26 protein-coding genes and 1 tRNA gene are annotated in these 23,255 nt (G+C 64.0%); 16 read left to right on the plus strand and 11 right to left on the minus strand.

The features are described from left to right. Positions 1–140 precede the first annotated feature (140 nt). Positions 141–785: a hypothetical protein gene (locus tag NIBR502771_RS17905; RefSeq protein WP_141160888.1), complete on the minus strand. Its 645-nt coding sequence runs from the start codon at positions 783–785 to the stop codon at positions 141–143. A gap of 287 nt (positions 786–1,072) precedes the next feature. Between NIBR502771_RS17905 and NIBR502771_RS17910 the strand changes: the two genes are divergently transcribed. The 14 genes from NIBR502771_RS17910 to NIBR502771_RS17975 all read left to right on the plus strand — a co-directional run bounded on the left by NIBR502771_RS17910 (position 1,073) and on the right by NIBR502771_RS17975 (position 11,163). Then, a complete protein-coding gene (locus NIBR502771_RS17910) occupies positions 1,073–1,381 on the plus strand; it encodes a hypothetical protein (protein ID WP_141160889.1) in 309 nt (102 codons plus the stop codon). A gap of 9 nt (positions 1,382–1,390) precedes the next feature. Next, entirely contained in the window at positions 1,391–1,639 is a 249-nt protein-coding gene (locus NIBR502771_RS17915; protein WP_141160890.1) for a hypothetical protein, read from the plus strand. Continuing rightward, on the plus strand, positions 1,636–1,815 hold the full coding sequence (locus NIBR502771_RS17920) for a hypothetical protein (protein WP_141160891.1): 180 nt from the start codon (positions 1,636–1,638) through the stop codon (positions 1,813–1,815). Before NIBR502771_RS17915 ends, NIBR502771_RS17920 begins: the two co-directional genes overlap by 4 nt. A 64-nt stretch (positions 1,816–1,879) precedes the next feature. Further along, positions 1,880–2,407, plus strand: coding sequence for a hypothetical protein (locus NIBR502771_RS17925; RefSeq protein ID WP_141160892.1), 528 nt, complete (start codon positions 1,880–1,882; stop codon positions 2,405–2,407). Then, positions 2,404–2,601, plus strand: coding sequence for a hypothetical protein (locus NIBR502771_RS17930; protein WP_141160893.1), 198 nt, complete (start codon positions 2,404–2,406; stop codon positions 2,599–2,601). The genes NIBR502771_RS17925 and NIBR502771_RS17930 overlap by 4 nt, the downstream gene beginning before the upstream one ends. A 174-nt stretch (positions 2,602–2,775) precedes the next feature. Beyond that, positions 2,776–2,982 carry a hypothetical protein gene (locus NIBR502771_RS17935; RefSeq protein WP_141160894.1) on the plus strand — a complete coding sequence of 69 codons (207 nt, stop codon included), beginning with the start codon at positions 2,776–2,778 and terminating at the stop codon, positions 2,980–2,982. Then, positions 2,975–5,149: a type IV secretory system conjugative DNA transfer family protein gene (locus tag NIBR502771_RS17940; protein WP_141160895.1), complete on the plus strand. Its 2,175-nt coding sequence runs from the start codon at positions 2,975–2,977 to the stop codon at positions 5,147–5,149. The genes NIBR502771_RS17935 and NIBR502771_RS17940 overlap by 8 nt, the downstream gene beginning before the upstream one ends. Before the next feature lie 263 nt (positions 5,150–5,412). Then, positions 5,413–6,120 carry a replication-relaxation family protein gene (locus NIBR502771_RS17945; protein WP_246839721.1) on the plus strand — a complete coding sequence of 236 codons (708 nt, stop codon included), beginning with the start codon at positions 5,413–5,415 and terminating at the stop codon, positions 6,118–6,120. Beyond that, the gene (locus tag NIBR502771_RS17950; protein ID WP_210411250.1) at positions 6,113–7,105 is read left to right on the plus strand and encodes a site-specific DNA-methyltransferase; all 993 of its coding nucleotides are present in this window, start codon (positions 6,113–6,115) and stop codon (positions 7,103–7,105) included. The genes NIBR502771_RS17945 and NIBR502771_RS17950 overlap by 8 nt, the downstream gene beginning before the upstream one ends. 88 nt (positions 7,106–7,193) lie before the next feature. Further along, on the plus strand, positions 7,194–7,508 hold the full coding sequence (locus NIBR502771_RS17955; protein ID WP_141160898.1) for a hypothetical protein: 315 nt from the start codon (positions 7,194–7,196) through the stop codon (positions 7,506–7,508). Positions 7,509–7,603: 95 nt separating this feature from the next. Then, positions 7,604–8,185 (plus strand): antirestriction protein ArdA, encoded by a 582-nt coding sequence (locus tag NIBR502771_RS17960; RefSeq protein WP_141160899.1) that lies wholly within the window; start codon positions 7,604–7,606, stop codon positions 8,183–8,185. A 106-nt stretch (positions 8,186–8,291) separates the two neighbouring features. Further along, on the plus strand, positions 8,292–8,690 hold the full coding sequence (locus NIBR502771_RS17965) for a helix-turn-helix domain-containing protein (protein ID WP_210411251.1): 399 nt from the start codon (positions 8,292–8,294) through the stop codon (positions 8,688–8,690). A gap of 29 nt (positions 8,691–8,719) precedes the next feature. Beyond that, positions 8,720–9,367, plus strand: a complete 648-nt coding sequence (locus NIBR502771_RS17970) for an ImmA/IrrE family metallo-endopeptidase (protein ID WP_141160900.1) — start codon at positions 8,720–8,722, stop codon at positions 9,365–9,367. A 2-nt stretch (positions 9,368–9,369) separates the two neighbouring features. Then, complete coding sequence (locus NIBR502771_RS17975) at positions 9,370–11,163, plus strand: recombinase family protein (RefSeq protein ID WP_141160901.1); 1,794 nt, start codon at positions 9,370–9,372, stop codon at positions 11,161–11,163. On the opposite strand, the gene NIBR502771_RS17980 is transcribed toward NIBR502771_RS17975, so the two are convergent. The 10 genes from NIBR502771_RS17980 to NIBR502771_RS18025 form a co-directional block, all read right to left on the minus strand. After that, a tRNA-Pro gene (locus NIBR502771_RS17980) sits at positions 11,126–11,202 on the minus strand. The two genes, NIBR502771_RS17975 and NIBR502771_RS17980, sit on opposite strands and share 38 nt — an antisense overlap. A gap of 136 nt (positions 11,203–11,338) precedes the next feature. Further along, entirely contained in the window at positions 11,339–12,886 is a 1,548-nt protein-coding gene (der, locus tag NIBR502771_RS17985) for a ribosome biogenesis GTPase Der (RefSeq protein WP_141160902.1), read from the minus strand. A gap of 17 nt (positions 12,887–12,903) precedes the next feature. After that, positions 12,904–13,557: a 1-acyl-sn-glycerol-3-phosphate acyltransferase gene (locus NIBR502771_RS17990; protein ID WP_141161619.1), complete on the minus strand. Its 654-nt coding sequence runs from the start codon at positions 13,555–13,557 to the stop codon at positions 12,904–12,906. Positions 13,558–13,606: 49 nt separating this feature from the next. Beyond that, positions 13,607–14,320, minus strand: a complete 714-nt coding sequence (cmk, locus tag NIBR502771_RS17995) for a (d)CMP kinase (protein ID WP_141160903.1) — start codon at positions 14,318–14,320, stop codon at positions 13,607–13,609. After that, the gene (locus NIBR502771_RS18000; RefSeq protein ID WP_141160904.1) at positions 14,320–15,429 is read right to left on the minus strand and encodes a prephenate dehydrogenase; all 1,110 of its coding nucleotides are present in this window, start codon (positions 15,427–15,429) and stop codon (positions 14,320–14,322) included. Before NIBR502771_RS18000 ends, cmk begins: the two co-directional genes overlap by 1 nt. A gap of 3 nt (positions 15,430–15,432) precedes the next feature. After that, positions 15,433–16,641 (minus strand): pseudouridine synthase, encoded by a 1,209-nt coding sequence (locus tag NIBR502771_RS18005; protein WP_141160905.1) that lies wholly within the window; start codon positions 16,639–16,641, stop codon positions 15,433–15,435. 126 nt (positions 16,642–16,767) lie between these two features. After that, on the minus strand, positions 16,768–17,439 hold the full coding sequence (locus NIBR502771_RS18010) for an SMC-Scp complex subunit ScpB (protein WP_141160906.1): 672 nt from the start codon (positions 17,437–17,439) through the stop codon (positions 16,768–16,770). Further along, on the minus strand, positions 17,436–18,251 hold the full coding sequence (locus tag NIBR502771_RS18015; protein ID WP_141160907.1) for a ScpA family protein: 816 nt from the start codon (positions 18,249–18,251) through the stop codon (positions 17,436–17,438). The genes NIBR502771_RS18010 and NIBR502771_RS18015 overlap by 4 nt, the downstream gene beginning before the upstream one ends. A 7-nt stretch (positions 18,252–18,258) precedes the next feature. Next, positions 18,259–19,158: a ParA family protein gene (locus NIBR502771_RS18020; RefSeq protein WP_056331794.1), complete on the minus strand. Its 900-nt coding sequence runs from the start codon at positions 19,156–19,158 to the stop codon at positions 18,259–18,261. A gap of 230 nt (positions 19,159–19,388) precedes the next feature. Continuing rightward, positions 19,389–20,732: a cation:dicarboxylate symporter family transporter gene (locus tag NIBR502771_RS18025; protein ID WP_141160908.1), complete on the minus strand. Its 1,344-nt coding sequence runs from the start codon at positions 20,730–20,732 to the stop codon at positions 19,389–19,391. Positions 20,733–20,890: 158 nt separating this feature from the next. Between NIBR502771_RS18025 and NIBR502771_RS18030 the strand changes: the two genes are divergently transcribed. Both NIBR502771_RS18030 and NIBR502771_RS18035 read left to right on the plus strand, forming a co-directional pair. Continuing rightward, positions 20,891–22,525: a sensor histidine kinase gene (locus NIBR502771_RS18030; RefSeq protein WP_141160909.1), complete on the plus strand. Its 1,635-nt coding sequence runs from the start codon at positions 20,891–20,893 to the stop codon at positions 22,523–22,525. Then, a complete protein-coding gene (locus NIBR502771_RS18035; RefSeq protein WP_141160910.1) occupies positions 22,522–23,235 on the plus strand; it encodes a response regulator in 714 nt (237 codons plus the stop codon). The genes NIBR502771_RS18030 and NIBR502771_RS18035 overlap by 4 nt, the downstream gene beginning before the upstream one ends. Positions 23,236–23,255 lie beyond the last annotated feature (20 nt).

A 23,255-nucleotide genomic window follows, 5' to 3' on the forward strand; every position in this document is an offset into this window, starting at 1 on the left:
CACCGGCGGTTCCGTGCAGCGATGCGTCGTGTGTACTTCAGGCGGAGCGTCACGGCCCAGGAGCTTTGCTCCAGGCGGGCCTGACATCTGCCCTGATTTTAACCTGATTTGCTGTTTTCGTAAATCACCCCAGACTTTATCTATTTATCCATAAACTCCACGCGACGAATATCTATCCGCGCCGAACTCGTACGCTCGACACTCACGGTCGCAAATATCCCGGGATCCTCCATGTGGGCACCAAGCATCCAACTTACCCACACGGGCATAATCCAATAAATTTCAACGGTAGCGATCCGCTTGGCGGGATCCGACCCGGAGAGATCCAGAGGGATGTCGAGCGACTCCTCAGCTCGCAGCATGTCGGCTATTTTTGATTCCCTGAGTGCGAAGGCGAGATCCTGTATCACGCCGCCGATGGACACCTTGGGACGACGGTATGCCATACCGTCCGGCACCTCGATACTGATGCGAATCGACAGCAAATTACCAACCTGAGCAGCATACACATTCCCGAGCGGACGGTCATAAAGATAACCGTCGCGAATTAGTTCACTGAGCTGAATGGCACCTCTGTCGCTTCGACGAAGAATTGTCCTTTCCGTCACGAAGCGCTTTCTGGCACATTCTCCCAGTCGTTGATCGAGGTTGTCTCCAGCGGTATTCAGCCCGCTTGACTCGAAGAATGCGCGTATTGTGCCGTCCTCGCCGTCGTCGTGCACTACTGCGAGGTGCATCAGGACATCGAACGCCTGTTCCATACTGCCGTGCCCGACGAAGTCCATTAGTTGATAGAGCCCAGACAGTCGCTGCTGCGTGAGTGGTCCTGGGCCACGCCGAAACGTCCGCAGCTCCTTGTGGAGCTCCTCGCGAAGTGGGTCATCAACCATCGGCTGTTCCGCCTCCCATAAACGGCTCATCACTTGCGGTTCGCCGTCGCTAGATGCCGTCGGGCCGCCCCAAGTGGTGTCAGTTTATTGTCAGTGACGTCGCCACTACGTGCCCTCCATGCTGGATGTATCGCTCCCAATCAAAGAGAGCGAACCGAACATCTGACCAGGAAGGTAGACCGATGTCTGAGCTTATCCCTCGCCCAAGTGGCAAAATCTCCCCCTTCAGCGCTCCCGAAGGCTTTAGCCGTTCGGAGGGCAAGTCGCTCCAGCGGCGTCAGAATGCCGAGGTCGCCAATGGGCTCGTCACGGCGGCCCGTGTTCAGGCTGCCGGCTTTGTCGCCGCTACTGGCATGCACCTGACCAGTATGCTCAGCCGTGAGGCTGAGTTCCAGGCAAATGGCGACCCTCGGGCTGCCGAGCGACTCAACTACATTGCCGATTCCTTCGCCGAGTATGCGGCGTGGGAAGTGCGCCGGTTCCAGCGGTAGGAACGGGCGATGCGCCATCTGTTCAGCACCCCGTTCCGCTCCGAACCTGTCTCCGCCACGTTCGACCACGAAGAGGTCGCACGGGCGTTCATCAGCCGCCTGACCAGCCTCGTCGACGAACTCGACCACGCGTCCGCTACGCTTCTGTTCGAAGCCCCGGCCACTGCGCGACATATTGCCCTGGTCTCGCAACAAATGGCCGCTCTGGCGCTCACGGCGCTGGAGACCTGGCCCAAAACGAACCGCCCGGAGCCGTGACTACGCTCCTCGTCTTGATCGTCGCGACCACCGCCGTCCTGGCGGCGCTGTCCTTCGGTTACGCCGTGGCTGCCTATAGGCATCGGCTACGCTCTCGCCGCGACGCCGACGCTGCTGTCACACGGCTTCGCTCCCGCTACCAGGATGCAGTGCGCGAGATGCGCCGCCGCAAGTAGCTGGCCCCTGGGGTCTTTTCGAACATTTCTTTCCACTCATGCCTTTAGAGAGGGGTTATTCGTCATGCCCGAAAACTTCACGCCCGCCGAGCTGGCCACCGCGCAAGGGCGGCTCAGCGATTGGATCATGGAAGAAGCACATCGCACCGAGCGACGACTTTTCTTCGGCTGGACACCTGCCCACGACGCGCCCGGCCGCTTCAAAGACCTGTGCGAGGCGTTCTGGCGATCGCACAAGGAGGGCAGGCCGCTGCCAGTTTCGGACGAGAACACCAGCAGCGTGGTCTTCGGTTCGCCCGATGCCAACATGGCTTACCGATACCTTCACGATGTCGGCCATGTCGAGATGGGCCTGAGTTTCTCAAGCCCGGACGAGTATGACCTGGCTCGCTGGCAGATGCGCCGCTTCGAGCGCGCCGGGTTTAGTCAGGATGATCTTGAGTGGCACCTGCTGCAGGCTGACGCGCTCGGGCAGGTCATCTACTACGCGCTGACCAAGCAGTACGTCCTTGATCAGCTCCAGTTCGCCCTCGACTGCGTCCGTCACGGATTGCCCACCGGGCTTCACTTGGAGATGGAGCGCCACCGGTGAAAGAGTACGACCCGAGGTCGTGGTTTGACCGCGCTATCGGGGCGTGCCTGTCAGTTCTACTCGCTGCCGTCGCTCTCTACTGCGCAACGCAGGTCCTGCAGGCTATTTTGCCGTTCCTCGTCGCCGCTGCGGGTGTCGTCACCCTCGCCTGGGCCGTCTGGGCGCTGGTGCGCTACCTGCGTGGCCGCTACTGAAATCGCACCGCCCGTAGTGGGCAAGCAGGCTCTACCTGTCGGTGTTGTGGTTTGGACAAAATCTCTTGAACGTTCAACTTATTGAACGCATAGTGGACGGCAGGAATCGTTCAACTAATTGAACGACCTTGTCGGCCTAAGCCACGACACCGACAGAAAGGAGGGAACAACATCATGACCAAGAACACCCGTAGTCGCCGCCCGCAGTCACAGAAGCAGCGACGCATCATTGTCGAAGGGATCCAACGCGATCGGCCTGACCTGCGCAAGCTCGGCCGGGCCGTGATTGCCCTGGCGCAGGCCGAAGCCGAGCGAGAAGCCCAGGCCCAGCACAAGGCTCAGAGGCCCATGCGGCAGCGGGAGGGCCACAACCGTGAGTAGCCGTGACGACCACCTCGACCGCCTGATGTGGCAGCGCATCCACTGGCCTCAGCCTCTTGGCGACGTCCAGGCGGTTGGCTTACTGCGCTCGTGGGCTGCCCAAATCCACGCTCCGCTCATCGTCCTGGAGGCCCGTGCCGACCGCACCGGCGTGCAGTATCTTGTCGGCACCCAGCGGCGCCATGCTGCAGCCGTCCGCCGCGACATCGAGCAGCTCGTCCAAGACGCGCTCGTCGTCGAGGCGGACGACGATCGCCTCCCAGCGGCCTCAGCAGGAAGGGTAGCCTTCTCCCCCGCGGTCCAGCCGCTCCAGGTTTATCAAGCCGACAACTCGACGCGCACCATTCTCGCCGCTCTTACGGCGGTGACGGGCTCGGAGCGCATCGTTGTCCAGGTTGTTCTTGGTCCGCGCATCGCCCCGCGTCTAACGCCGAAGGACCAGCCCGAAGTTGACCAAGGCCTCGTGTCGCTGCTTACGACAGGGGTCCGGCCGGAGCGGCGGACTGAGGTCCGACATAACGTCGCGCTCAAGCGTGCTGAACCTGGCTTTGCGGCCATCGTCCGCCTCGGCGTCCACGCCGGGGATGAGGCGCGTGCGCTCAATCTGGTCCGCGGCGTCGTGAACGCCTTCCGCTCCCTGAGCGCCCCCGGGGTGCACTTCAGCTTCCGGCCCGAGCGACCAGCCCGGATCAACCAACCCAGCAACACCTGGCCGCTGCTCACACCGACAGGACAGCATTTGACCGTAACAGAAGTCGGCCGGCTCAGTGCCTGGCCGACCGCCAGTACTGATGCTGTCTATCCGGGCCAGCCTCCAGCCCATCCGCGTCCCATCCGGCCGTCCTTCGCCGCCTCGACTGGGGACCGGATCGTGGCTGAATCAACGGCTCCAGGGACCGAACACACGTCGCTCGGAGTCTCCGTGGGCGACAGCACACGACACCTGTGGTTAATGGGACCCACCGGTGTGGGCAAGTCGTCGCTTTTACTAAACCTGCTAATTGCCGATATGAAAGCGGGCAGGGCCCTCGTCGTCATCGAGCCAAAGGACCTCATCGGCGATTTGCTGCGCCATATCCCGGCGGACCGTGTCGACGACGTTGTCTTGGTCGATCCACTCGACGAGGCGCCTGTGGGAGTCAACCCGCTCGACAGACACGGGCGGAGCCCCGAGCTCGTTGCCGACCAGCTTTACGGCACCTTCCGCGCACTCTACGGCGATCAACTCGGCCCTCGTAGCAGTGACATCCTCCGCCACGCACTCGCCGCCCTGGCCCAGACTGAGGGCGCAAGCTTGGCTCAGCTGCCGCTGTTGCTTGGAAACCGGAGCTTCCGTGAGCGGATTGTCCAGCCAATCGCCGCCGCCGACCCCATCTCGGCAGGGCCGTTCTGGCACTGGTTCGACCAGCTCTCGCCGGATGCCGCAGCCCAGGTCGTCTCGCCCCTTATGAACAAAGTCCGCCCGCTGCTTACCAGGCACTTGCGGCGCATCCTGGCCCAGCCCGAACCGCGTTTCAATATCCGTCAAGTCCTAACGGAGCAGAAAATCCTGCTCGTACCGCTGCAAAAGGGCGTTATCGGACCTGAGGCTGCCCAGCTGCTAGGTGCCCTCGTCGTGGCCGAACTCTGGCAGGCAATCCAGGAACGCGCTGCCATTACTGTCCGCGACCGTCAAGTTGTCAGCGTCGTGCTTGACGAAGTTCAGGAGTACCTACGTCTGCCGACCGACCTCAGCGACGCCCTCGCGACATCCAGGAGTCTCGGCGTGGCATTCCACGTTGCCCACCAGTACCTCGACCAGCTCCCCCAGTCCATGCGGACTGCCTTCGAGGCCAACTGTCGCTCCCGGGTCTTTTTCCAGCTCGCATCTCGTGACGCCAAGGCGGCCGCCACCATGGCGCCCGGACTTGAGGCCGAGGACTTCATGGCCTTACCGGCACGCCACGTCTACGCCCAGCTCGTTCGTCGCGGCGCCGTCACTGACTGGGCTTCTGGCCGCACCCTAGATACGCCGCCTGCCATGAGTTCGCCCGACATGATCCGGCGAGCAAGTCAAACAAACTACGGCACTCGCGCCAGCACTGTTGATCAGCAGCTTCACGACGTCGCTACTTCAACTATCACTAGCACTAGCGACACCACGAAGCGGCGGAGGACCCAGTCATGAGCGGACGCGAGACCCTACCGACCGGCTACCCACTCGAGTCATCTCCAGTGCACGTATCTTCGCAGGCCGGAGCCAGAACGGGCGGAACAGTGGCGCCGAATACCGGGGCTTCTTCGCATCCCGCTCCGCATGCAGGGAAGAGAGCTAGCCCCAGTCGACTGCGAGACATCGCTGCCCAGCTGGGCGCCCGGGATCTGGCCGTCCTTGCCTCCGTCGAGCGGTACCGCTTCCTTACAGCGGCGCATTTGCGGGCATTTCACTTCATGGACCACCAGACAGATGCCTCGGCAGCGCGAACTTGCCGTCGCGTCCTAGCGCGGCTGCGCGGCCTGCGAGTCCTCGGAGTGCTGAGCCGACGCATCGGTGGGATCCGCTCGGGATCTGAGGGGATGATCTACTATGTCGATGCCGTCGGTGACCGCATCCTTCGCCAGCAGCATCCCAGCCGCACGCGCAAACGACCGGAGGAGCCGTCGGCTCGATTTGTCGACCACACCCTGGCCATCGCCGACCTTGCAGTCAACTTCCTCCAGGAGGCTAACACTCGCGGCGCGGAGGTCGTCCGTCTCGCTCCTGAGCATGAGGCTCGACGGCGTTATACAGACTTTCTTGGGGCGCCCCAGACGCTAAAACCCGACCTCTATGTTGAGCTGGCAGAGCACCCTGGGGATCAGGACGTCGAGGCGTATTTCGTCGAAGTCGACCTCGGGCAGGAGAGCCTACCCACGCTACTGGGCAAGTGCAATGCCTACGAGGCTTACCGGCGCACCGGAACGGAGCAGCGCGCCTATGGCAGCTTCCCTCGGATCGTCTGGGCAATGGATGCCACCCGCATCCAAACAGCCGAACGTCGCCGCGACAGCCTCCGGAAAGGCCTCGACGGCAGTCCCAGCTACCCACCCGGTGCCTACATCATCGCTCCGCTGCACGAAACGGCAACCTGCCTTATGGAGAGCTATGGCCGTGAATGAACCACTTAACCGCATCGTGGTGGGCGACGCTCTGGCCACTCTTCGCCGGCTGAAGTCCAGCAGTGTCGACATGTGCCTGACCAGCCCGCCGTACTTCCGGTTGCGAGACTACGGCGAGGATGGCCAACTGGGGCTTGAGGATGCCGTTGGCGATTGGGCCAGTGCCGTCCGCGATGTCGCCAGGGAGATCCACCGCGTCCTGGTCCCCACGGGCAGCCTCTGGCTCAATCTCGGCGACACTTACGCCACACAGACCAAGCAGGGTGCGCCGGGCAAGAGTCTGCTGCTCGCACCTGAACGCGTGGCTCAGCTGTTGCAGGAAGATGGCTGGATCCTCCGCAACAAGGTTGTCTGGGCCAAGCCAAACCCCATGCCTTCCAGTGTCCGCGACCGGCTCACCGCGGCCCATGAAGTCGTCTACTTCTTGACCAAGCAGCCGCACTACCATTTCGACCTCGATGCCATCCGCGCTCCGCATATCAGCCTCTCCCGGAAGCCGGGCTCCCCGCGGAGTCGCCAGCCACCCCGTCATCAGGATTGGCGTGGCCCGAACGCGAACCGCACAAACGGGCTCGCTACCCTTCACCGCGAGGGCAGACCGGGTCACCCGCTCGGCAAAAATCCGGGCGACGTCTGGACTATCCCGACCGTCCGAGGTGGCGGCAGTCACCACGCCACTTTCCCGCGCGCATTGGCTGAACGCTGCATACTCGCGGGAACTCCTGTCGCCCGCTGCCGCACTTGCCGTGCCCCCTGGGTGAGTCCTGTCAGGCGACTCGGGCATACCGCCGTCCGTCTTGCTCTACAGCGGCAGTGCACTCACACAGGAGCCCCCGAGCCTGGCGTCGTGCTCGACCCCTTTATGGGCAGTGGCACCACTGCGGTGGTCGCTGAGGCGCTAGGCCGGAACTGGATTGGCATCGAGCTCAACCCGACCTACGCCAGCGAAGCCACACAGCGCATTCAGGGTGCCCGCGCCGCATGAGCGGGCAAGGCAGCTCATCGGTGCACTGCGTCCGGTGACTAGGGCTCCATCCCGGAGTCCCGCCGGTCGCACACACCGAGGAGTTGTCATGACGACACCCACCACTGGCGGCGATCGCCAGAACCCGGCAGGAATCAAAACTCTTGCCATCCGGCTCGAACCGGACGTCCACACCCAGCTGACGCTGATTGCCCAGTTGCGGAACAGCACGATCACTGACGAGATCAGAAAAGCCCTGATGGCACACATAGATGGCATCAAGGGCAGTGCCGATCTCGCGTCGCAGGCGGAATCCGCTATGGCGGAGATCGAGCGCGAAGCTGCTGCTCGCCGTGAAGCGATCGCTCAGTTGTTTGGTAGTGATGCGGAGGTGACCAAAACTCGCCCGGCACGCGGACGGTAGTTCGAGCCCATCGGCAGGGGCAGCGTGAGCCGCGCTCGAATGAGCGCCTCCGCTGTCCTTGCCGGACATCCAACGGCCTAACGAAAGGAGGATATATGAACCACGAACCACAACCTGAGTCCAGCCCGGAACGGGAGAAGCGCACGAGCCCGTCTATCTACGTTGCATCGCTGGCTGACTACAACAATGGGCGACTAGTTGGCGCTTGGATTGACGCCACCATAGGGGCCGACGCCATTTATGAGCAGATCCAGGCGATGCTGTCGCGGTCCCGCGAACCCGCACCGGAAGAATGGGCGATCCACGACTACGAAGGCTTCGGCAGTAAACAGCTCGGCGAATTCGAACGAATCGAGGAAGTCGCCGCGCTAGCAGAAGGCATCGCCAAGTACGGCCCTGCCTTTGCCGCGTGGGTGGACTACTCCGGTTTGGAGGCCGAAGACTGGCACTATTTTGAGGCGGCCTACTTGGGCGAATATCCCACACTCACGGCATACGCTGAGCAGATCATCGATGACATGGGTTGGCAGCAACAAGTTGATGCACTCCTGCCTGAGTCACTGAAGCCGTACACCAGGATTGACGCCGAAGCGATGGCCGAGGACATGCGGCTCGGGGGCGAAATATACGTGCTCGAGTCTGACTCTGGCGTCTACGTCTTTAATAGTCGCATTTGACCACCAAGGCGTTAGGAAGCCCTTCCTTTCTTGACGAAATTTCTGTTGTGGAATTCGCTTAAATCGTTGAACGAATTGAACGGGCGTTTCATAATACAAACAGAAATTGGAGATAGAAGAAATGCAGGAAAAAGATATACAAGGCTTGGCTGAAACCATCAGAACTCAGCGTCAGAAGCTCGGCCTTTCAGCTAGTGAGGTTGCCCGACAGGCAGGGGTGGCCAAAGGGACCATCACGCGGCTGGAGCTGGGGCAGATTGCCAATCCTCGTATGGATAACCTGCGCGCCATCGCCGACGTTCTCCAGCTTCCGCTCACCGACATCCTGGCTGAGTCGAGTCTGCTGCGCGGCTCCGACCTCCCGACACTCAGTCCCTATCTCCGGACGAAGTTCAAAGATATGCCCGACAGTGCCGTCCGTGAAATTGAAGATCATTTCCGTGATGTCGCCGCCCGGCATGGCATCGATATAAATACCGGTCCAGCCCCAGGCGAGGACGAATAACCAAACGACTTCTCAGAAAGGAGAAAGCCATGACCAACGAACATATTTCTACATATATCGAACGGAGCGTCCTGGCTACTCTCCGAGGCCTCATTCCGAACAGGGAAGTCCGCTCGCACGCGGAGGCTAAGCGAGTTGCCGAACACCAGGCGACCCGACTTCTGGAGCTTCATCAGATCGAGACTGGTCCAGTCCCAGTTGAATTCATTGCTGATCTGCCCAAGATTGAAATCGAGATCGTGGAAGCGCCGGTCTCGGGCGCCAGCTTCTGGAACGGCACTAACTGGATCATTCAGCTCAACAAGCACGAGAGCTACTGTCGCCAGCGATTCACCTTGGCCCACGAGTACAAGCACATCATCGACCACAACCGCGCCGACACTTTGTATGTCGGCAGCCGCGAGGCGTCACCTGCCGAACAAGCCGAGCAAGCTGCCGACTACTTCGCCGGCTGTCTGCTGGTTCCTAAGAAGCTACTGAAGCGCGCATACTACGGCGGTATGCAGCGCACGGCTGATCTCGCCGCCCATTTCCAGGTTTCCGAAGCGGCGATGGCCGTGCGGCTGCGCCAGACAGGCATCGTCGAGCCAGCGCCGCGCTGCACGCCCGCCAGCACGCCCTTCAGCCGTTCCTGGCAGTACCGCTTCAACCGCTCGGCCCGACCACAAGGGGTTTAACCATGACCATCGAAGAGATTGACCAGCTCAAGCCCCGCAAGGCCGTGCTCTATCTCCGTGTGTCCAGTAAGCGGCAGACGGAAACTGCCATTGACATCGACAAAGACGGCAACTCAATTGCGACCCAGCGCGATGTGTGTCGCGAGAAGGCCAACGCCCTGAACGCGGACATTGTCGAGGAATTCGTTGAGCCGGGGGTTTCGGCCCAGACGATCGAAAAGCGGCCAGTGTTCAAGGCACTTCTCGCGTATCTGAACGAGCACCGCGACGTCGACTTCGTTATCGTCTACGCTCGCTCCCGCGCCTTCCGCAACTTCGTGGACGCTGCCATCACGCGCCGACACCTCGACAAACTCGATGTCCGTCTCGTCTCTGCCCGTGAAGACTTCGGCGAAGGCACCTATGCCGAAGCTATGGAAGCTGTCACCGACATCATGAATCAGGTCCAAAACCAGCTCAGCGGCGAAGACATCCGCATCAAGATGCGCAACAAAGCGATCAACGGCGGCACGGTGAGTAAGGCCCGACTGGGCTACCTAAACATCCGGAAGGATATCGACGGACGCATGATCAACAGCATTGGCCTGGACGAGAAGCGAGCCCCGCTTGTCGTCAAGGCCTTTGAGCTCTACGCGACGGGCAACTACACCATCGAACGACTTGAAGCGACCATGGCGGATCTTGGGCTCACCACCCGCCGCACGGCCAGAACCCCCGAACAGCCTGTGTCTGCGAGCAAGCTCCACGCCATGCTGAAGGATCCCTCCTATGTCGGGTACGTGGTCTACAAGGGTGAAATCTATCCGGGCCGTCATGAGCCGATCGTTGGGCAGGATCTCTTTGACGAGGTTCAAGACGTCATGGCCGCGCGAAGCGGGGCAGGGACGAGGGACCGCGTCCACAATCACTACCTCAAGGGGATGATGTTTTGCGCCAAATGTCACCGCGCAGGACGAGTGAGCCGCATGATTTATGTCCGTGCCAAGGGGCGCGGCGACACTATGTACGAGTACTATTTCTGCCGCGCTCGGCAGGAAGGAGAATGCGACCTTCCGCACATTCCAGTTCACGTCATCGAGGATGAGGTGGCGAAAACCTATGACTCGCTTCGCCTCGACCCGGACTTCGAAGCGGATGCCCGGCAGAAGCTGACGTCTGTGATCGAGGGAGAACAGACGGACCTCAGGGCTGTCCGGGCGCAGCTGACCAACGAGCAGCGCGAGATCGAACTCAAGGAGGCACGCCTCATCGATATGCTGGTCGACGACATGCTGCCGCAGTCGAAGATTCGTGCCAAGCTTCACGAACTCCGCGTTCAGCGTCTCCGCGTGGAGGATCGGCTAGCTAACCTAACCGAACAGCTGGTTACCGGCGGCCGGGTGCTCGACGCGGCGCTGACTCAGGCGACCAACCCCAAGCAGGCCTACTTGGCTGCATCCGAGAAGACGCGTCGCCTCCTCAACGAGAGCTACTACAAGTACTTCCGAGTGGATGAGCGCGGTTCCGTAGTGGCGACGTTAGACGACCCGTTCGACGGGATATACGCCGCTCAGCGGGCCTACCGTGCCGCCAGGACCGCCAAAATCACGACGGCGGACCAACTGGTCCGCGCGACCGTCCAGACGGCGCCTGACGGCCATTTGGACGCCCGCGAACGTCGGTTTCAAGGCAACAAAAATGGCGCCGATTTCTCGACGCCATCCCTGTTGTTCAACCTTGCGTCGATCTACTCGAATCATGATTCGAATAAAGCGACTCTGGTCGGGCTGACAGGATTTGAACCTGCGACCCCTTGACCCCCAGTCAAGTGCGCTACCAAGCTGCGCTACAGCCCGCTGGTTCCGCCGTTCTCCGCTGAACCCAACCCGAAGGTTTTCATCAGCAGTCCGGCCGAACCACCTAGAAGAGCTTACACGATCCGAAGGGGTGCCAGTGACACTTTCCGGTGATCAGTACCAAGGTGTGTCGCAATTAACGCTTGCGGCCACGCTTCTCGCGGACGCGCATGCTTACCTCAATCGGCGTGCCCTCGAAACCGAAGGTCTCCCGCAGGCGGCGGGTGATGAAGCGGCGGTAGCCCGGGTCCAGGAATCCGGTGGTGAAGAGCACGAACTTCGGCGGGCGGCTGGAGGCCTGGGTACCGAAGAGGATGCGGGGCTGCTTGCCGCCGCGGACCGGGTGGGGGTGGGCGGCAACGAGCTCACCCAGGAAGGCGTTGAGGCGCCCGGTGGGAATGCGCCGGTCCCAGTTCTCCAGGGCCAGGTCCAGGGCCGGGACCAGGCGGTCCTTGTGCCACCCCGTCTTTGCGGAGATGTTGACCCGCGGCGCCCAGTCGACATGTGCCAGGTCCTGTTCGATCTCGCGTTCCAGGTAGCGGCGGCGTTCGTCGTCCAGGAGGTCCCACTTGTTGAAGGCCAGGACGAGGGCGCGGCCGGATTCGATAGCCAGCTGGAGGATGCGGACGTCCTGTTCACTGAGGACCTCGTCGACGGCAAGGAGCACGACGGCGACTTCCGCCTTCTCGAGCGCGGCCTGCGTCCGGAGGGAGGCGTAGTAGTCCGCGCCCTGCGCCATGTGCTGGCGGCGGCGGATTCCGGCGGTGTCCACGAAGCGCCAGGTGCGGCCGCCGAGTTCGATGAATTCGTCGACGGGATCACGGGTGGTGCCGGCGGTGTTGTCCACCACCACGCGTTCGGATCCGGCGAGCTTGTTCAGCAGTGAGGACTTGCCCACGTTCGGGCGGCCGATCAGTGCGATGCGCCGCGGACCGCCGGAGCGTTCCACGCCTTCAACGGTGGAGAACTCGGGCAGGACATCCATGACGTGGTCCAGGAGGTCGGCCACGCCGCGGCCGTGCAGGGCTGACACCGGGTAGGGCTCGCCGAAGCCAAGGCCCCAGAGTGCTGCGCTGTCGGCTTCCTGGGCAAAGTCGTCCACTTTGTTGGCCACCATGATGACCGGCTTCTTGCTGCGGCGCAGCATCTTCATGACGCCTTCGTCCGTGGCGGTGGCGCCGACGGCCGAGTCCACCACGAACAGCACGGCGTCAGCGAGTTCCACTGCCATCTCGGCCTGCTCCGCGACCCTGGCGTGGATGCCGCGGGCGTCGTGTTCCCATCCTCCGGTGTCCACCAGGGTGAAGTTGCGTCCGTTCCAGTTCGCGGAGTACATCACGCGGTCGCGGGTGACGCCGGGGGTATCCTCAACCACTGCTTCGCGGCGGCCCAGGATGCGGTTCACCAGTGTGGACTTGCCCACGTTGGGACGGCCGATGATGGCCAGGACTGGGTCCAGCTTGAGGGGGCCTTCGAGGTCCTCGTCGCCGTACTCACCGCTCAGCAGGGCGGCGTCGTCCTCGTCCAGCTCGTAGTCTTCCAGGCCTGCGCGGAGCGAGGCGGCACGAAGCTCCGCTTCGTCGTCGCCGATCGCAGCCAGGCGTTCGGCAACCTGGTCGGTTCCGGTGGGCGTGTATTCGTCGTCGGCGCCGGAGTGCCCGGTAGCCTGGGTGGTGTCGCTCATTGCACTGTCCTTAGGGGTCATCTGCCGGCGTCCCCGGCTACTGCTGTCAAGTCTTGGTCTCCAGCGGACGGCAAGGGCTGCCCGCTGAGTTGAATGGTGTCCTGGACGTGCCCTGCCAGCGCTGCACGGATGTCCTGCGCGGCCCTGTCCATTGAAGCACGGCCGGTTTCGCCGGCGCGGCGGGCCAGGGTAAGGGCCGCTCCGAAGTTGACGTGGAAGCGGCGCCCGGGCCGTGGAACGAAGTCAAGGTGCTCATCACCCTGCCGGGTGCCCAGAATGGCGACCGGTACCACGGGGGCTCCGGAATTCAGGGCCAGCCACGCCACTCCGCCGTTGATGTCCGAGGCTGCGCCGCTCCCCCGCGTACCTTCCGGGAGAATCCCAACGCAACGCCCGGCGTCGAGCACGTCCTTACAGCGCTGCAGCGCGGCACGGTCGCCGCGGCGGTCCACGGGCAGCTGCCCGGAAGCGGTGAGCACCCGGCCGAGCAAACCCTTGAACATCTCCTGCTTCACAAGGATGTGCATGGGCCGCGGCGCGGCACCGAACATCACCGGCCCGTCAAGGAAGCTGATGTGGTTGCCCGCGAAGATCACCGGCCCGCCCGTGGGCACGTTGGTCCTGCCGGTCACGGTGGTCCGGTAGACCAGATGGTCCAGGACCCATCCCACCGGCCTGCTCCACGCCATGGTCAGCCCGGACGGCAGGCCGGTGCCGGCGTCAGTCACGGTTGAGGACCTTGGTGACAATCACGAGGGCTGCATCCACGGTCTGTTCGAAGTCCAGGTCCGAGGAGTCCAGAGTCACGACGCCGGAGGCAGCCTGGGTGAAGTTCACTACGGTGGAGTCCTTGGCGTCCCGGTGCGTGACCTGGGCAGCCAGCTGCTCGGCGTCCTGCGTCCCGCCCAGCTGGAGGCCGCGACGGCGCAGCCGGGCTTCCTCGCTGGCGGTGAGGAGCATGCGCACCTCGGCCCCGGGCGCGACGACGGTGGTGATGTCCCTGCCTTCCACCACCATCCGGCGGTGGTGCTTTTCGATCAGGTCCCGCTGCCGCCGGATCAGTTCTGTCCGTGCGCCAAGGGTAGTGGCGACGGCACTGACGGCGGCTGAGATAGCCGGCTCCCGGATGGCGTCCGTGACGTCTACGCCACCCACCCGGACATATTCCTCGAGCGGACTGGTGCTCAGTTCAAGCACAAAGTCCCGGGATGCCTGCTCCACGGCAGCACCGTCCTCGAGGTCGATGCCTTCAGTGACGCAGTACCAGGTCAGGGCCCGGTACATCGCACCGGTGTCCAGGTAGGCCAGCCGGAGCCTGCGGGCAACTTCCTTGCTCACGCTCGATTTTCCGGAACCGGACGGCCCGTCGATGGCCACCACCAGCGGGCGGCCGATGCGCAGGGCGCGCATGGATTCGAGGAGTTCCTGTGTCATTACTGAAGTACCCGCCATCCGCGGTCGTTAAGGGCTTCGATCAAATGGTCGTGCTTGTTCGGCAACACGGAGATTTCCACCATACCTACGTTTTGGCCCGACGAGTGGTCCAGCCGCATGTCCTCCAGGTTGACGCCGATCTCGCCGATCTCGGTAAGCAGCTGTGCGATCTGGCCGGGCTTGTCATCCACCAGGACGGTGAGCCACGCGTAGGCCTGCGGGGGCCCGCCGTGTTTCCCGGGGATCCGCGCCTGTCCGGCGTTCCCCTCGCTGATGAGCTGGGCGAGGTCCAGCCTGGCGCCGGGCGCGGCGGGATTCTCCAACGTGCCGATCAGCCGGTTCAGGTCGTCCCGGACACCGTAGAGGATCTCCACCACCTTGGCCGCGTTGCCGCCGAGGATCTGGACCCACAAGGTGGGGTCGCTGGCTGCGATCCTGGTGACGTCGCGCAGGCCGTTGCCCGCCAGGGACAGTGCGTGCAGCGGAGTTCCCTGCAGCTGGCTGGCCAGCAGCGAGGACATGACCTGGGGCAGGTGCGAGACCAGTGCCACAGCTTCATCGTGCTCATCGGCGGTGAACTGCGAGACGACAGCCCCGAGGTCGGAGGCGAGCGATCGGGCCACCTGCAACGCGTGGCCGGAGGTTTCTTCCGAGGGGCAGAGCACCCACGGCATGGACGTGAACAGCTCGCCGCGTGCAGCTACCGGGCCGGACTTTTCGCGTCCTGCCATGGGATGCGTCCCTACGTAGCGGGACAGGTCGACGCCGGTTCCCCGCAGCCGGGCCAGGATGTGCGCCTTCACACTGGCGATATCGATGACCACGGCATCCGGGTAGCTGGACAGCGCGGCAAGGACGACGCCGGCCGTGACGTCCGGCGGAGCGGCTACCACCACCAGCTGCGGCGACGCGTCGCCCAGTTCCGGCAGCGGGCGGCCGGCACCGATGTCCACGGCCACCGCCTGGTTGGTGGGCGACGGGTCCGACAGGAACACGGGTACGCCACGCCCCCTCAGGCCCAGCCCAATGCTGGTGCCCAGCAGCCCGGTGCCGATGACCACCACCGGGCCATCCAGGTGGCCGCGGCCCTGGCTTTTGAACGCGGACATGCCTTACAGCCCTACGGATGCCAGCAGGTGGCCGACTTCCTGCTTGCCAAGGTTGCGGATGCTGCCCTGTCGCTGGTCGCCGAGCCCGATGGGGCCCACCTTGACGCGGACCAGCCGCTGGACCGGGAAGCCAACAGCGTCGAACAGGCGCCGGACAATGCGGTTCTTGCCGGAGTGGAGCACAACCTCAATCAGCACGTGGCCCGGGGTGGAGTCCACCAGGCGGAAGGAGTCAACGGAAGCGAACCCGTCCTCCAGTTCGACGCCGGCCTTCAGCTGGGCGCCGACGCCCTGCGGGAACGGCCCACGCACCTGTACCAGATAGGTCTTGGGTACCTCATAGGAAGGGTGGGTCAGCCGGTTGGCGAGTTCGCCGTCGTTGGTCAGCAGCAGCAGGCCTTCGGTGGCGACGTCGAGCCGGCCAACGTGGAAGAGGCGTTCGCCGGTATTCTTGTTGTTCTTCAGGAAGTCGCTGATGCAGGGCCGGCCTTCGGGGTCCTCCATGGTGGACACCACGCCCTTGGGCTTGTTGAACACCATGTAGACCAGGTTTTCGTCCAGCTGGATCCGCAGCCCGTCAACGTGGATGACGGCAGTCTTGGGGTCCACGCGGACACCGAGTTCGGTGACTACCTGGCCGTCGACTTCGACCCGGCCCTCGGCGATCATCTCCTCGCAGACGCGCCGGGAGGCAACCCCTGCGGAGGCCATCACCTTCTGGAGGCGGACGCCGTCGGCATCGTGGAGTTCAGACTGGGGAACGTTGCCCCGGGGGCCTTTCTTCCGGACGGGCTTTCGGACCGGACCCAGGTTCTGGCCGAAGCGTTCGCTGCCGAAGGCACGTGAGGCGGCTGCACCGGGTGCGCCGGTACGTGGCTTGGGCTTGGGGGCACCCGGCGTGCCGGGAGCCTTCTTGGCACCGGGCTTGCGGGCAGCCGGCTTGCGCGACGACGGCTTGGCGCCCCGGGCAGCCTCAGCTCCGCGTCCCTGCTGGTCCCCTGCCAGGTCGGGATCGATGAATCGCTCTTCGCGCGGCTTGGGCGCACGGTGCGGGCGGTCCCCACCGAATCCTGCGGCACGTTTGCCTGCTCCGCCGCGGGAGCCCCCGCTGAAGCTGCCGCCCTGTGCCGGGTTGCGCTGGGAACTGTTGCGTTCGTTCCCGCCGCGTCCCGAACTGTTACGTGGTGAACCCTGGCGTCCCGCCTGTGTCATGACCCGTCCTTCAATATGTTTTGGCCGGCTGAGATGTCCAAAAACAACCTTAGCCAGCCGCGCAGACTTCGTCTGCCCTGATAAATAACCCTTGCTGGATGGATGGTGCAGGCAGGGGTGTCCTGCCTACATCGTCCCGGCGTCGTAGAACTCTGCGATCCCGTCGAGCCCCGGAAGATGCGGCGACAGTTGGGGCAGGTCCTCCACTGAACTGATCCCCATCCGTTCGAGGAAATACGAGGTAGTCCGGTAGAGGATTGCGCCGGACTCGGGATCCGTTCCCGCGTCCTCGACCAGCCCTCGTTGGGCCAGCGTCCGTACGACAGAGTCAACATTGACCCCGCGAATTGCAGACACGCGCGCCCGGGAAACGGGCTGGCGGTACGCGATGACTGCCAGTGTTTCCAATGCCGCCTGCGTAAGCCTGGCAGTCTGCCCCTCAAGCACGTACTTGCCCACAATGTCGGCAAATTCCGCGCGGGAGTAGATGCGCCAGCCACCGGCGATGTTCCGCAATTCAAAACCCCGGGGACTGGATCCGATACCAGCGCTGCTGGCACTCTCCACCTCCGGGGCTTTAACAGTATAGCCGTTATACTCGTGTTCCAGTTCTGCCAGCAGGGAGCGGACCGTGTGGACCGTCAGCCCTACCCCCGCCGCCAGCTCCTCCTCAGTGGCCGGCTCGTCCAGAACCATGAGGACCGCTTCCAGGGCAGCCTTGGCCCCGCCGGGAAGGTGGGCGAAGTCCGGCCCGTGGCCGGTGGCGTCCTGCTGCGGCGTGTCCTGTGACGGGTTCACAGTTGCTCCTCGAATTCTTCGCTTAGGTTTTCCGCCGACCAGTCCGGGCGGTCGGCCGTCCAGTGGACGGCGAGGTCCGCCAGCGGGGACAGCTGGTCGAATGAGACGGCCCGGTCCCGGAACAGTTCCAGGAGTGCCAGGAACCTGGCCACGACCACCAGGGTAGAACCGGCATCGGCAATCAGCGAGCGGAAGGTCAGCGGCGACTCCTCCCGCAGCCTGCGGCCCAGCACTTCGGCCTGTTCTTTGACGCTGACGTTGCTGCCGTGGAGGTGGCCGAGCGCTACCTGCGGTGGCTGCGCAGGCGACTTGGGCCTCAGGGCCGCCTCGGCCAGGGCAGCGAATTGGTGGGGTGTGTGCTTCCAGACGAGTTCGGGAAGCATGGCCGCAAAATGCTCTTCGAGGGCCACCTGGCGTGGAAAACGGCGCCCTTCCTGGTCCAGGGTTTCGCCCAGGATTCCCGCCACCTGCTTGAAGGCCTTGTACTGGAGCAACCGGGCAAAGAGCAGGTCCCTGGCCTCCAGCAGGGCGATGTCCTCGTCGTCCTCGACTTCACCTGCCGGGAGAAGCCGGGCCGCCTTGAGGTCGAGGAGGGTAGCGGCTATCACCAGGAACTCGCTTGCCTCGTCCAGGGCCCATTCTTCACCGAGCTGCTGCAGCTTGCGGATGTACTTGATGAACTCGTCCGTAACCGTGGCGATGGCTACTTCGGTGATGTCCAGCTGGTGCTTGGCAATCAGTCCCAGGAGGAGGTCGAACGGACCCGTGAAGTTGGCCAGCCGGACCTCGAAGCCGGGCTTGGATTCGGCCACGGCGTGCTTAGGGTGCGCCGCCGCGGGAGATCAGCTCCTTGGCGAGCCGGCGGTAGGCGTCGGCACCCACGTGGTTTCCGGCATAGCTGGTGATGGGCTCGGCAGCCACGGTGGCATCGGCAAACTTGATGGAGCGCTTGATCACGGTTTCGAAGACCTTGTCGCCGAACGCCTCCACCAGCCGGGTGATCACTTCGCGGCTGTGCAGGGTCCGGGCGTCGTACATGGTGGCCAGCACGCCGTCCACCTGAAGCCGGGGGTTCAGCCGGTCCTGCACCTTGTCGATCGTTTCCACGAGGAGTGCAACGGCACGCAGTGCGAAGAACTCGCAGATGAGCGGAATGATGACGCCGTGGGCCGCCGTGAGCGCGTTGACGGTCAGGAGCCCCAGGGAAGGCTGGCAGTCGATAAGCACGACGTCGTAGTCGTCTTCGACCTTCTTCAGCGCACGGTCCAGGACCTGTTCGCGCGCCACCTCATTGACCAGCTGCACCTCTGCCGCGGAAAGGTCGATGTTGGCCGGCAGCAGGTCGACGTTTTCGACACCGGTCTGGTGGATGGCGTCGCGGATATCCACCTTGCGGTCCATCAGGACGTTGTAAACGGTGAGGTCAAGCTCATGCGGGTTGACGCCGAGGCCCGCGGACAACGCGCCCTGGGGGTCGAAGTCCACCAGCAGGACACGGCGGCCGTACTCGGCGAGCGCGGCGGCCAGGTTGATGGTGGAGGTCGTCTTCCCGACGCCGCCCTTCTGGTTAACCATGGCGATGACGCGGGCCGGACCGTGGGAGGGCAGCGGCGCAGGTTCCGGGAACTCGCGGTATGGGCGTCCAGTGGGGCCCATCACTGCGTTTTCCAGGTCGAATTCCGTGCCCTCCAGAGTTGCTGAACCCTGTTCGCTGCTCACGTATCTGTCCACACTTTCGATGACGGTGATTTCCTGCCGCTGGCGTACCAGCGCCGTTCGTTCTGTTCCCTAGGCTACAGCGCCCGACACGGTATTTGACGGAGCTTGACTTTCCGCGAATGTTGAGCCTTGAACCTCTAGCTGAGGTCGAAGGTTCGTCGCGGGGACAACGTAAAACCGCCCCCGCAGCGTGGCTGCGGGGGCGGTTCCGTGTCGTTGAGCGGCTGGGGCTACGCCTTGGCGGCTTCCCGTGCGCCCTCTTCCTTGGGTGCCATCCCGCCGTGGCCGGCGATCATGGTCTGCTCGTCGAAGGGAACCTCGCCGGAGAGGACGCGGGCAACCTGGCCGCCGTCGATCTCCTTGACCCAGGTGCCCACCAGGACGGTGGCCACGGCGTTGCCGGTGAAGTTGGTCAGTGCCCGTGCCTCGGACATGAAGCGGTCGATGCCGACGATGATGCCCACTCCCCCGAGCAGTTCGGGGCGGTGTGCCTGCAGGCCGGCTGCGAGGGTGGCCAGGCCGGCGCCGGTGACGCCTGCAGCCCCCTTGGAGGCGATGATCATGAACACCAGCAGGGAGATCTGGGCACCGAGGTCCAGCGGGGTGCCCATGGCGTTGGCCACGAAAAGGGACGCCATGGTCAGGTAGATGGCGGTGCCGTCCAGGTTGAAGGAGTAGCCCGTGGGAACAGTGACGCCGACGACGGGCTTGGAGACGCCGAGGTGTTCCATCTTGGCGATCAGGCGGGGCAGCGCCGCTTCGGAAGACGAGGTGGAGAAGATGATGAGGTATTCGCGGGCCAGGTACTTCATCAGCTTGAAGATGTTCACGCCGGCAACAACCTGCAGCAGGCCGCCCAGGATGACGACGATAAACAGCGCACAGGTGATGTAGAAGGCGATCATCAGGGTGAACATGCTCACGATGGCCTGGACGCCGGTGGCTCCGACGACGGCGGCGATGGCGCCGAAGGCGCCAACCGGGGCGAGCCACATGATCATGATCAGGATGCGGAAGACAAGGGCCTGGGCATGGCCGATGGCCTTGAGGATGGGGGTGCCCTGGGCGCCCATCTTCTGAAGTGCGAAGCCAACCAGGATTGCGGCCAGCAGGGTGGGCAGCACCGGAATGTCGCTGGGAATGATGCCCATCAGGAAGTCCACGGTGCTGTCCGTGGCGGCCTTCTTGTTGGGATCGTAGGGCGTCAGCTTCAGGCCTTCACCCGGGTGGATCAGGTTGCCCACCACCAGGCCGATGGCCAGCGCGAAGGTGGACATGATGATGAAGTAGCCCAGGGCGAGGCCGCCCACCTTGCCGACGGTGGCCGCCTTGGCGATGGAGCCGATGCCCAGGACGATGGTGCAGAAGATGACCGGCGCGATCATCATCTTGATGAGCTTGACGAAGCCGTCACCCAGGGGCTTGAGCGACTTGCCAACCTCCGGGAAGAGCAGGCCCACCACCGCGCCAAGGACGACGGCGGCGATGACGGCAATGTAGAGGTAGTGGGACTTGTCCAGTCCCTTGCGCCGCGGCGTCGCGGTCTCGAGCGACTCTCCTCGTTGAGAAGCCATGATGTGTCTCCTTGTGGATATTCTGATAGACGCTGCGGCGCAGTCTCTGGGCTCAACACGTCCGTACAATGTGATATCCATCATTGGGCACCCCGTGATCCAGCTCACCGTTGCGTTCATATTGGTCGCAGTAGTCCCGGGATTCAGATGGAGGCAGCATGATCCACCGCTGGAGTATCGCCCGCCGGCTCTTCCTGGCGAACCTGCTGATCGTCGTATCCTTCATTGCCATCGTGGGGACTGCGGCCTACGTGGATGCACGGGACCGTACGTATGACGAAGCGGGGCGCCGCATGGAGGGAGTGGCTGCCTCGATCGCAGCCAATCCCCTGGTGCTCCAGGCCGCTGCCACGCCGGACCCGTCCGCCCTGCTGCAGCCTTACGCCAAGGACGTCACCAGCGCCGCCCACATAGATTTCATCACCATCATGGCTCCGGACCGGACCCGCTGGACGCACCCCCGGGACGAGGAGCTGGGCCGGCCCTACATCGGCTCCATTGATGAAGCACTGCGCGGCCACACCTACACCGAAGTCACCGCCGGCACCCTTGGCCCTTCGGTCCGGACCATTGTTCCGGTCAAGGACGCGGGCGGAACGGTTAAGGCCCTGGTGGCGGCCGGGGTGACCGTCCGCAGCGTCGATGTTGCGTTCACCGGCCGCCTGCCGGTCCTGCTCGCCGTCGGCATTGCCTTGCTGGTGGGCGGATCCCTTGCGTCCTGGCTGCTGGGCAGGTACCTCCGCCGGGTGACGCGCGGCTGGGGGCCGGAGCAGCTGGCGCAGCTTTTCACCTACTACGAATCGGTCCTGCACTCGGTACGCGAAGGGCTGATCCTTATCGATGCCAGGAAGCGCGTGGTGATGTACAACGACCAGGCTGCCGAGCTCCTTGGCCTGGCCGACAACGGCAGTAACGATCCCACCCGGCCCCCGTCGCTGGCGGACCTCCCGCTGGACAGCGAACTGCGCGCCCTGTTTGATTCCGGGCGCACCACCAAGGACGAGATGGTGCTGACCGGTTCGCGCGTGCTGGTGGTGAACCAGGGGCCTGCCCGTGGCCCCGAATCCCCCGGGGCGCGCGGGAAGGTTCCGGTCTACGGGACGGTGGCCACCCTCAGGGACCGGACGGAGATCGAGGCCCTCGGCAACGAACTGCAGACCATGCGCACGCTGTCCGACGCGCTGCGGGCCCAGACCCACGAACACGCCAACCGGCTTCACACCATGGTCTCGCTCCTGGAACTTGGCCGGACCGGGGAAGCCCTCGAATTTGCCACCCGGGACCTGGCCTTGAGCCAGCAGCTGACGGACGACATGGTGAGCTCGATTGACGAACCCGTGGTGGGCGCACTGGTCATGGGCAAGGTGGCCGAGGCCCACGAGCGGGGCGTCCAGCTGGATGTCTCCACCCTCGGCTCCGGCGCGGCACCCGGGATTGCAGTGCAGGACCTGGTGACGATCCTGGGAAACCTGCTGGACAACGCCATCGATGCGGCCGCGGATGCGCCGCCGCCGCGGCGCGTGGTGCTGACGCTGGAGGCGGACGACGAGGGGCTGGACATCGCCGTGAACGATTCCGGGGCTCCCATCGACCCCGGGGATTCCGAAAAGATCTTCCGGCACGGATTCAGCACCAAGCCTGCAGGGGCGGGCGGCCGCGGCATTGGCCTGGCACTGGTCCGGCAGGCGGTGCAGCGTTTGGGCGGTACGCTGGCCACTAACGGCCGGCGCGACGCCAAGTTCGAAGTATTCCTGCCTGCAGCGGTGTCCGCGGAGAAGGAGCACAGACAGTGAGCAGCATCCGGGTCCTCGTCGTCGAAGACGAGGCCATCGCTTCGGCGGCCCACGCCGCCTACGTGGGCCGGCTGGACGGTTTTGAGCTGGCGGGCACCGCCCCGGACGGCCAGTCCGCACTGCGGCTCCTGAACGAATTCGTTGCGGCGGGCAAGCCGGTGGAACTGGTCCTGCTGGACATGAACCTGCCCGACCTGCATGGCCTGGACATCGCCCGGCGGATGCGGTCGGCGGGGATCCTGGCGGACATCATCGCCATCACCGCCGTGCGTGAGCTGGCAATTGTCCGCAGCGCCGTTGCCATCGGTGTGGTCCAGTACCTGATCAAGCCGTTCACGTTCGCCACGTTCTCCGACAAGCTGGAGAACTACCGCCAGTTCCGGCAGCAACTGGCGGATCCGGGCAGCGGTCCCAGCAAGGGCGGCGCCTCGCAAAGCGAAGTGGACCAGGCGTTCGCCAGCCTGCGGGCGCCGTCGGAACTTCCGCTCCCGAAGGGCCTTTCCACCTCGACCCTCGGCTCGGTCCAGGAGTTCCTCCGGGGCCAGCCCGACGCAGTGTCCGCCACCGAGGTCATGGATTCGCTGGGCATGTCCCGGGTGACGGCGCGGCGCTACCTGGAGTATCTGGCCGACGCCGGCACGGTTTCCCGGACCGCCCGCTACGGAACCCCGGGACGGCCGGAAAACGAGTACCGCTGGAACGCCCGCTGACGAATTGCAGGGCTGGATTT

Source organism: Pseudarthrobacter sp. NIBRBAC000502771, assembly GCF_006517215.1.
GTDB classification, from domain to species: domain Bacteria; phylum Actinomycetota; class Actinomycetes; order Actinomycetales; family Micrococcaceae; genus Arthrobacter; species Arthrobacter niigatensis.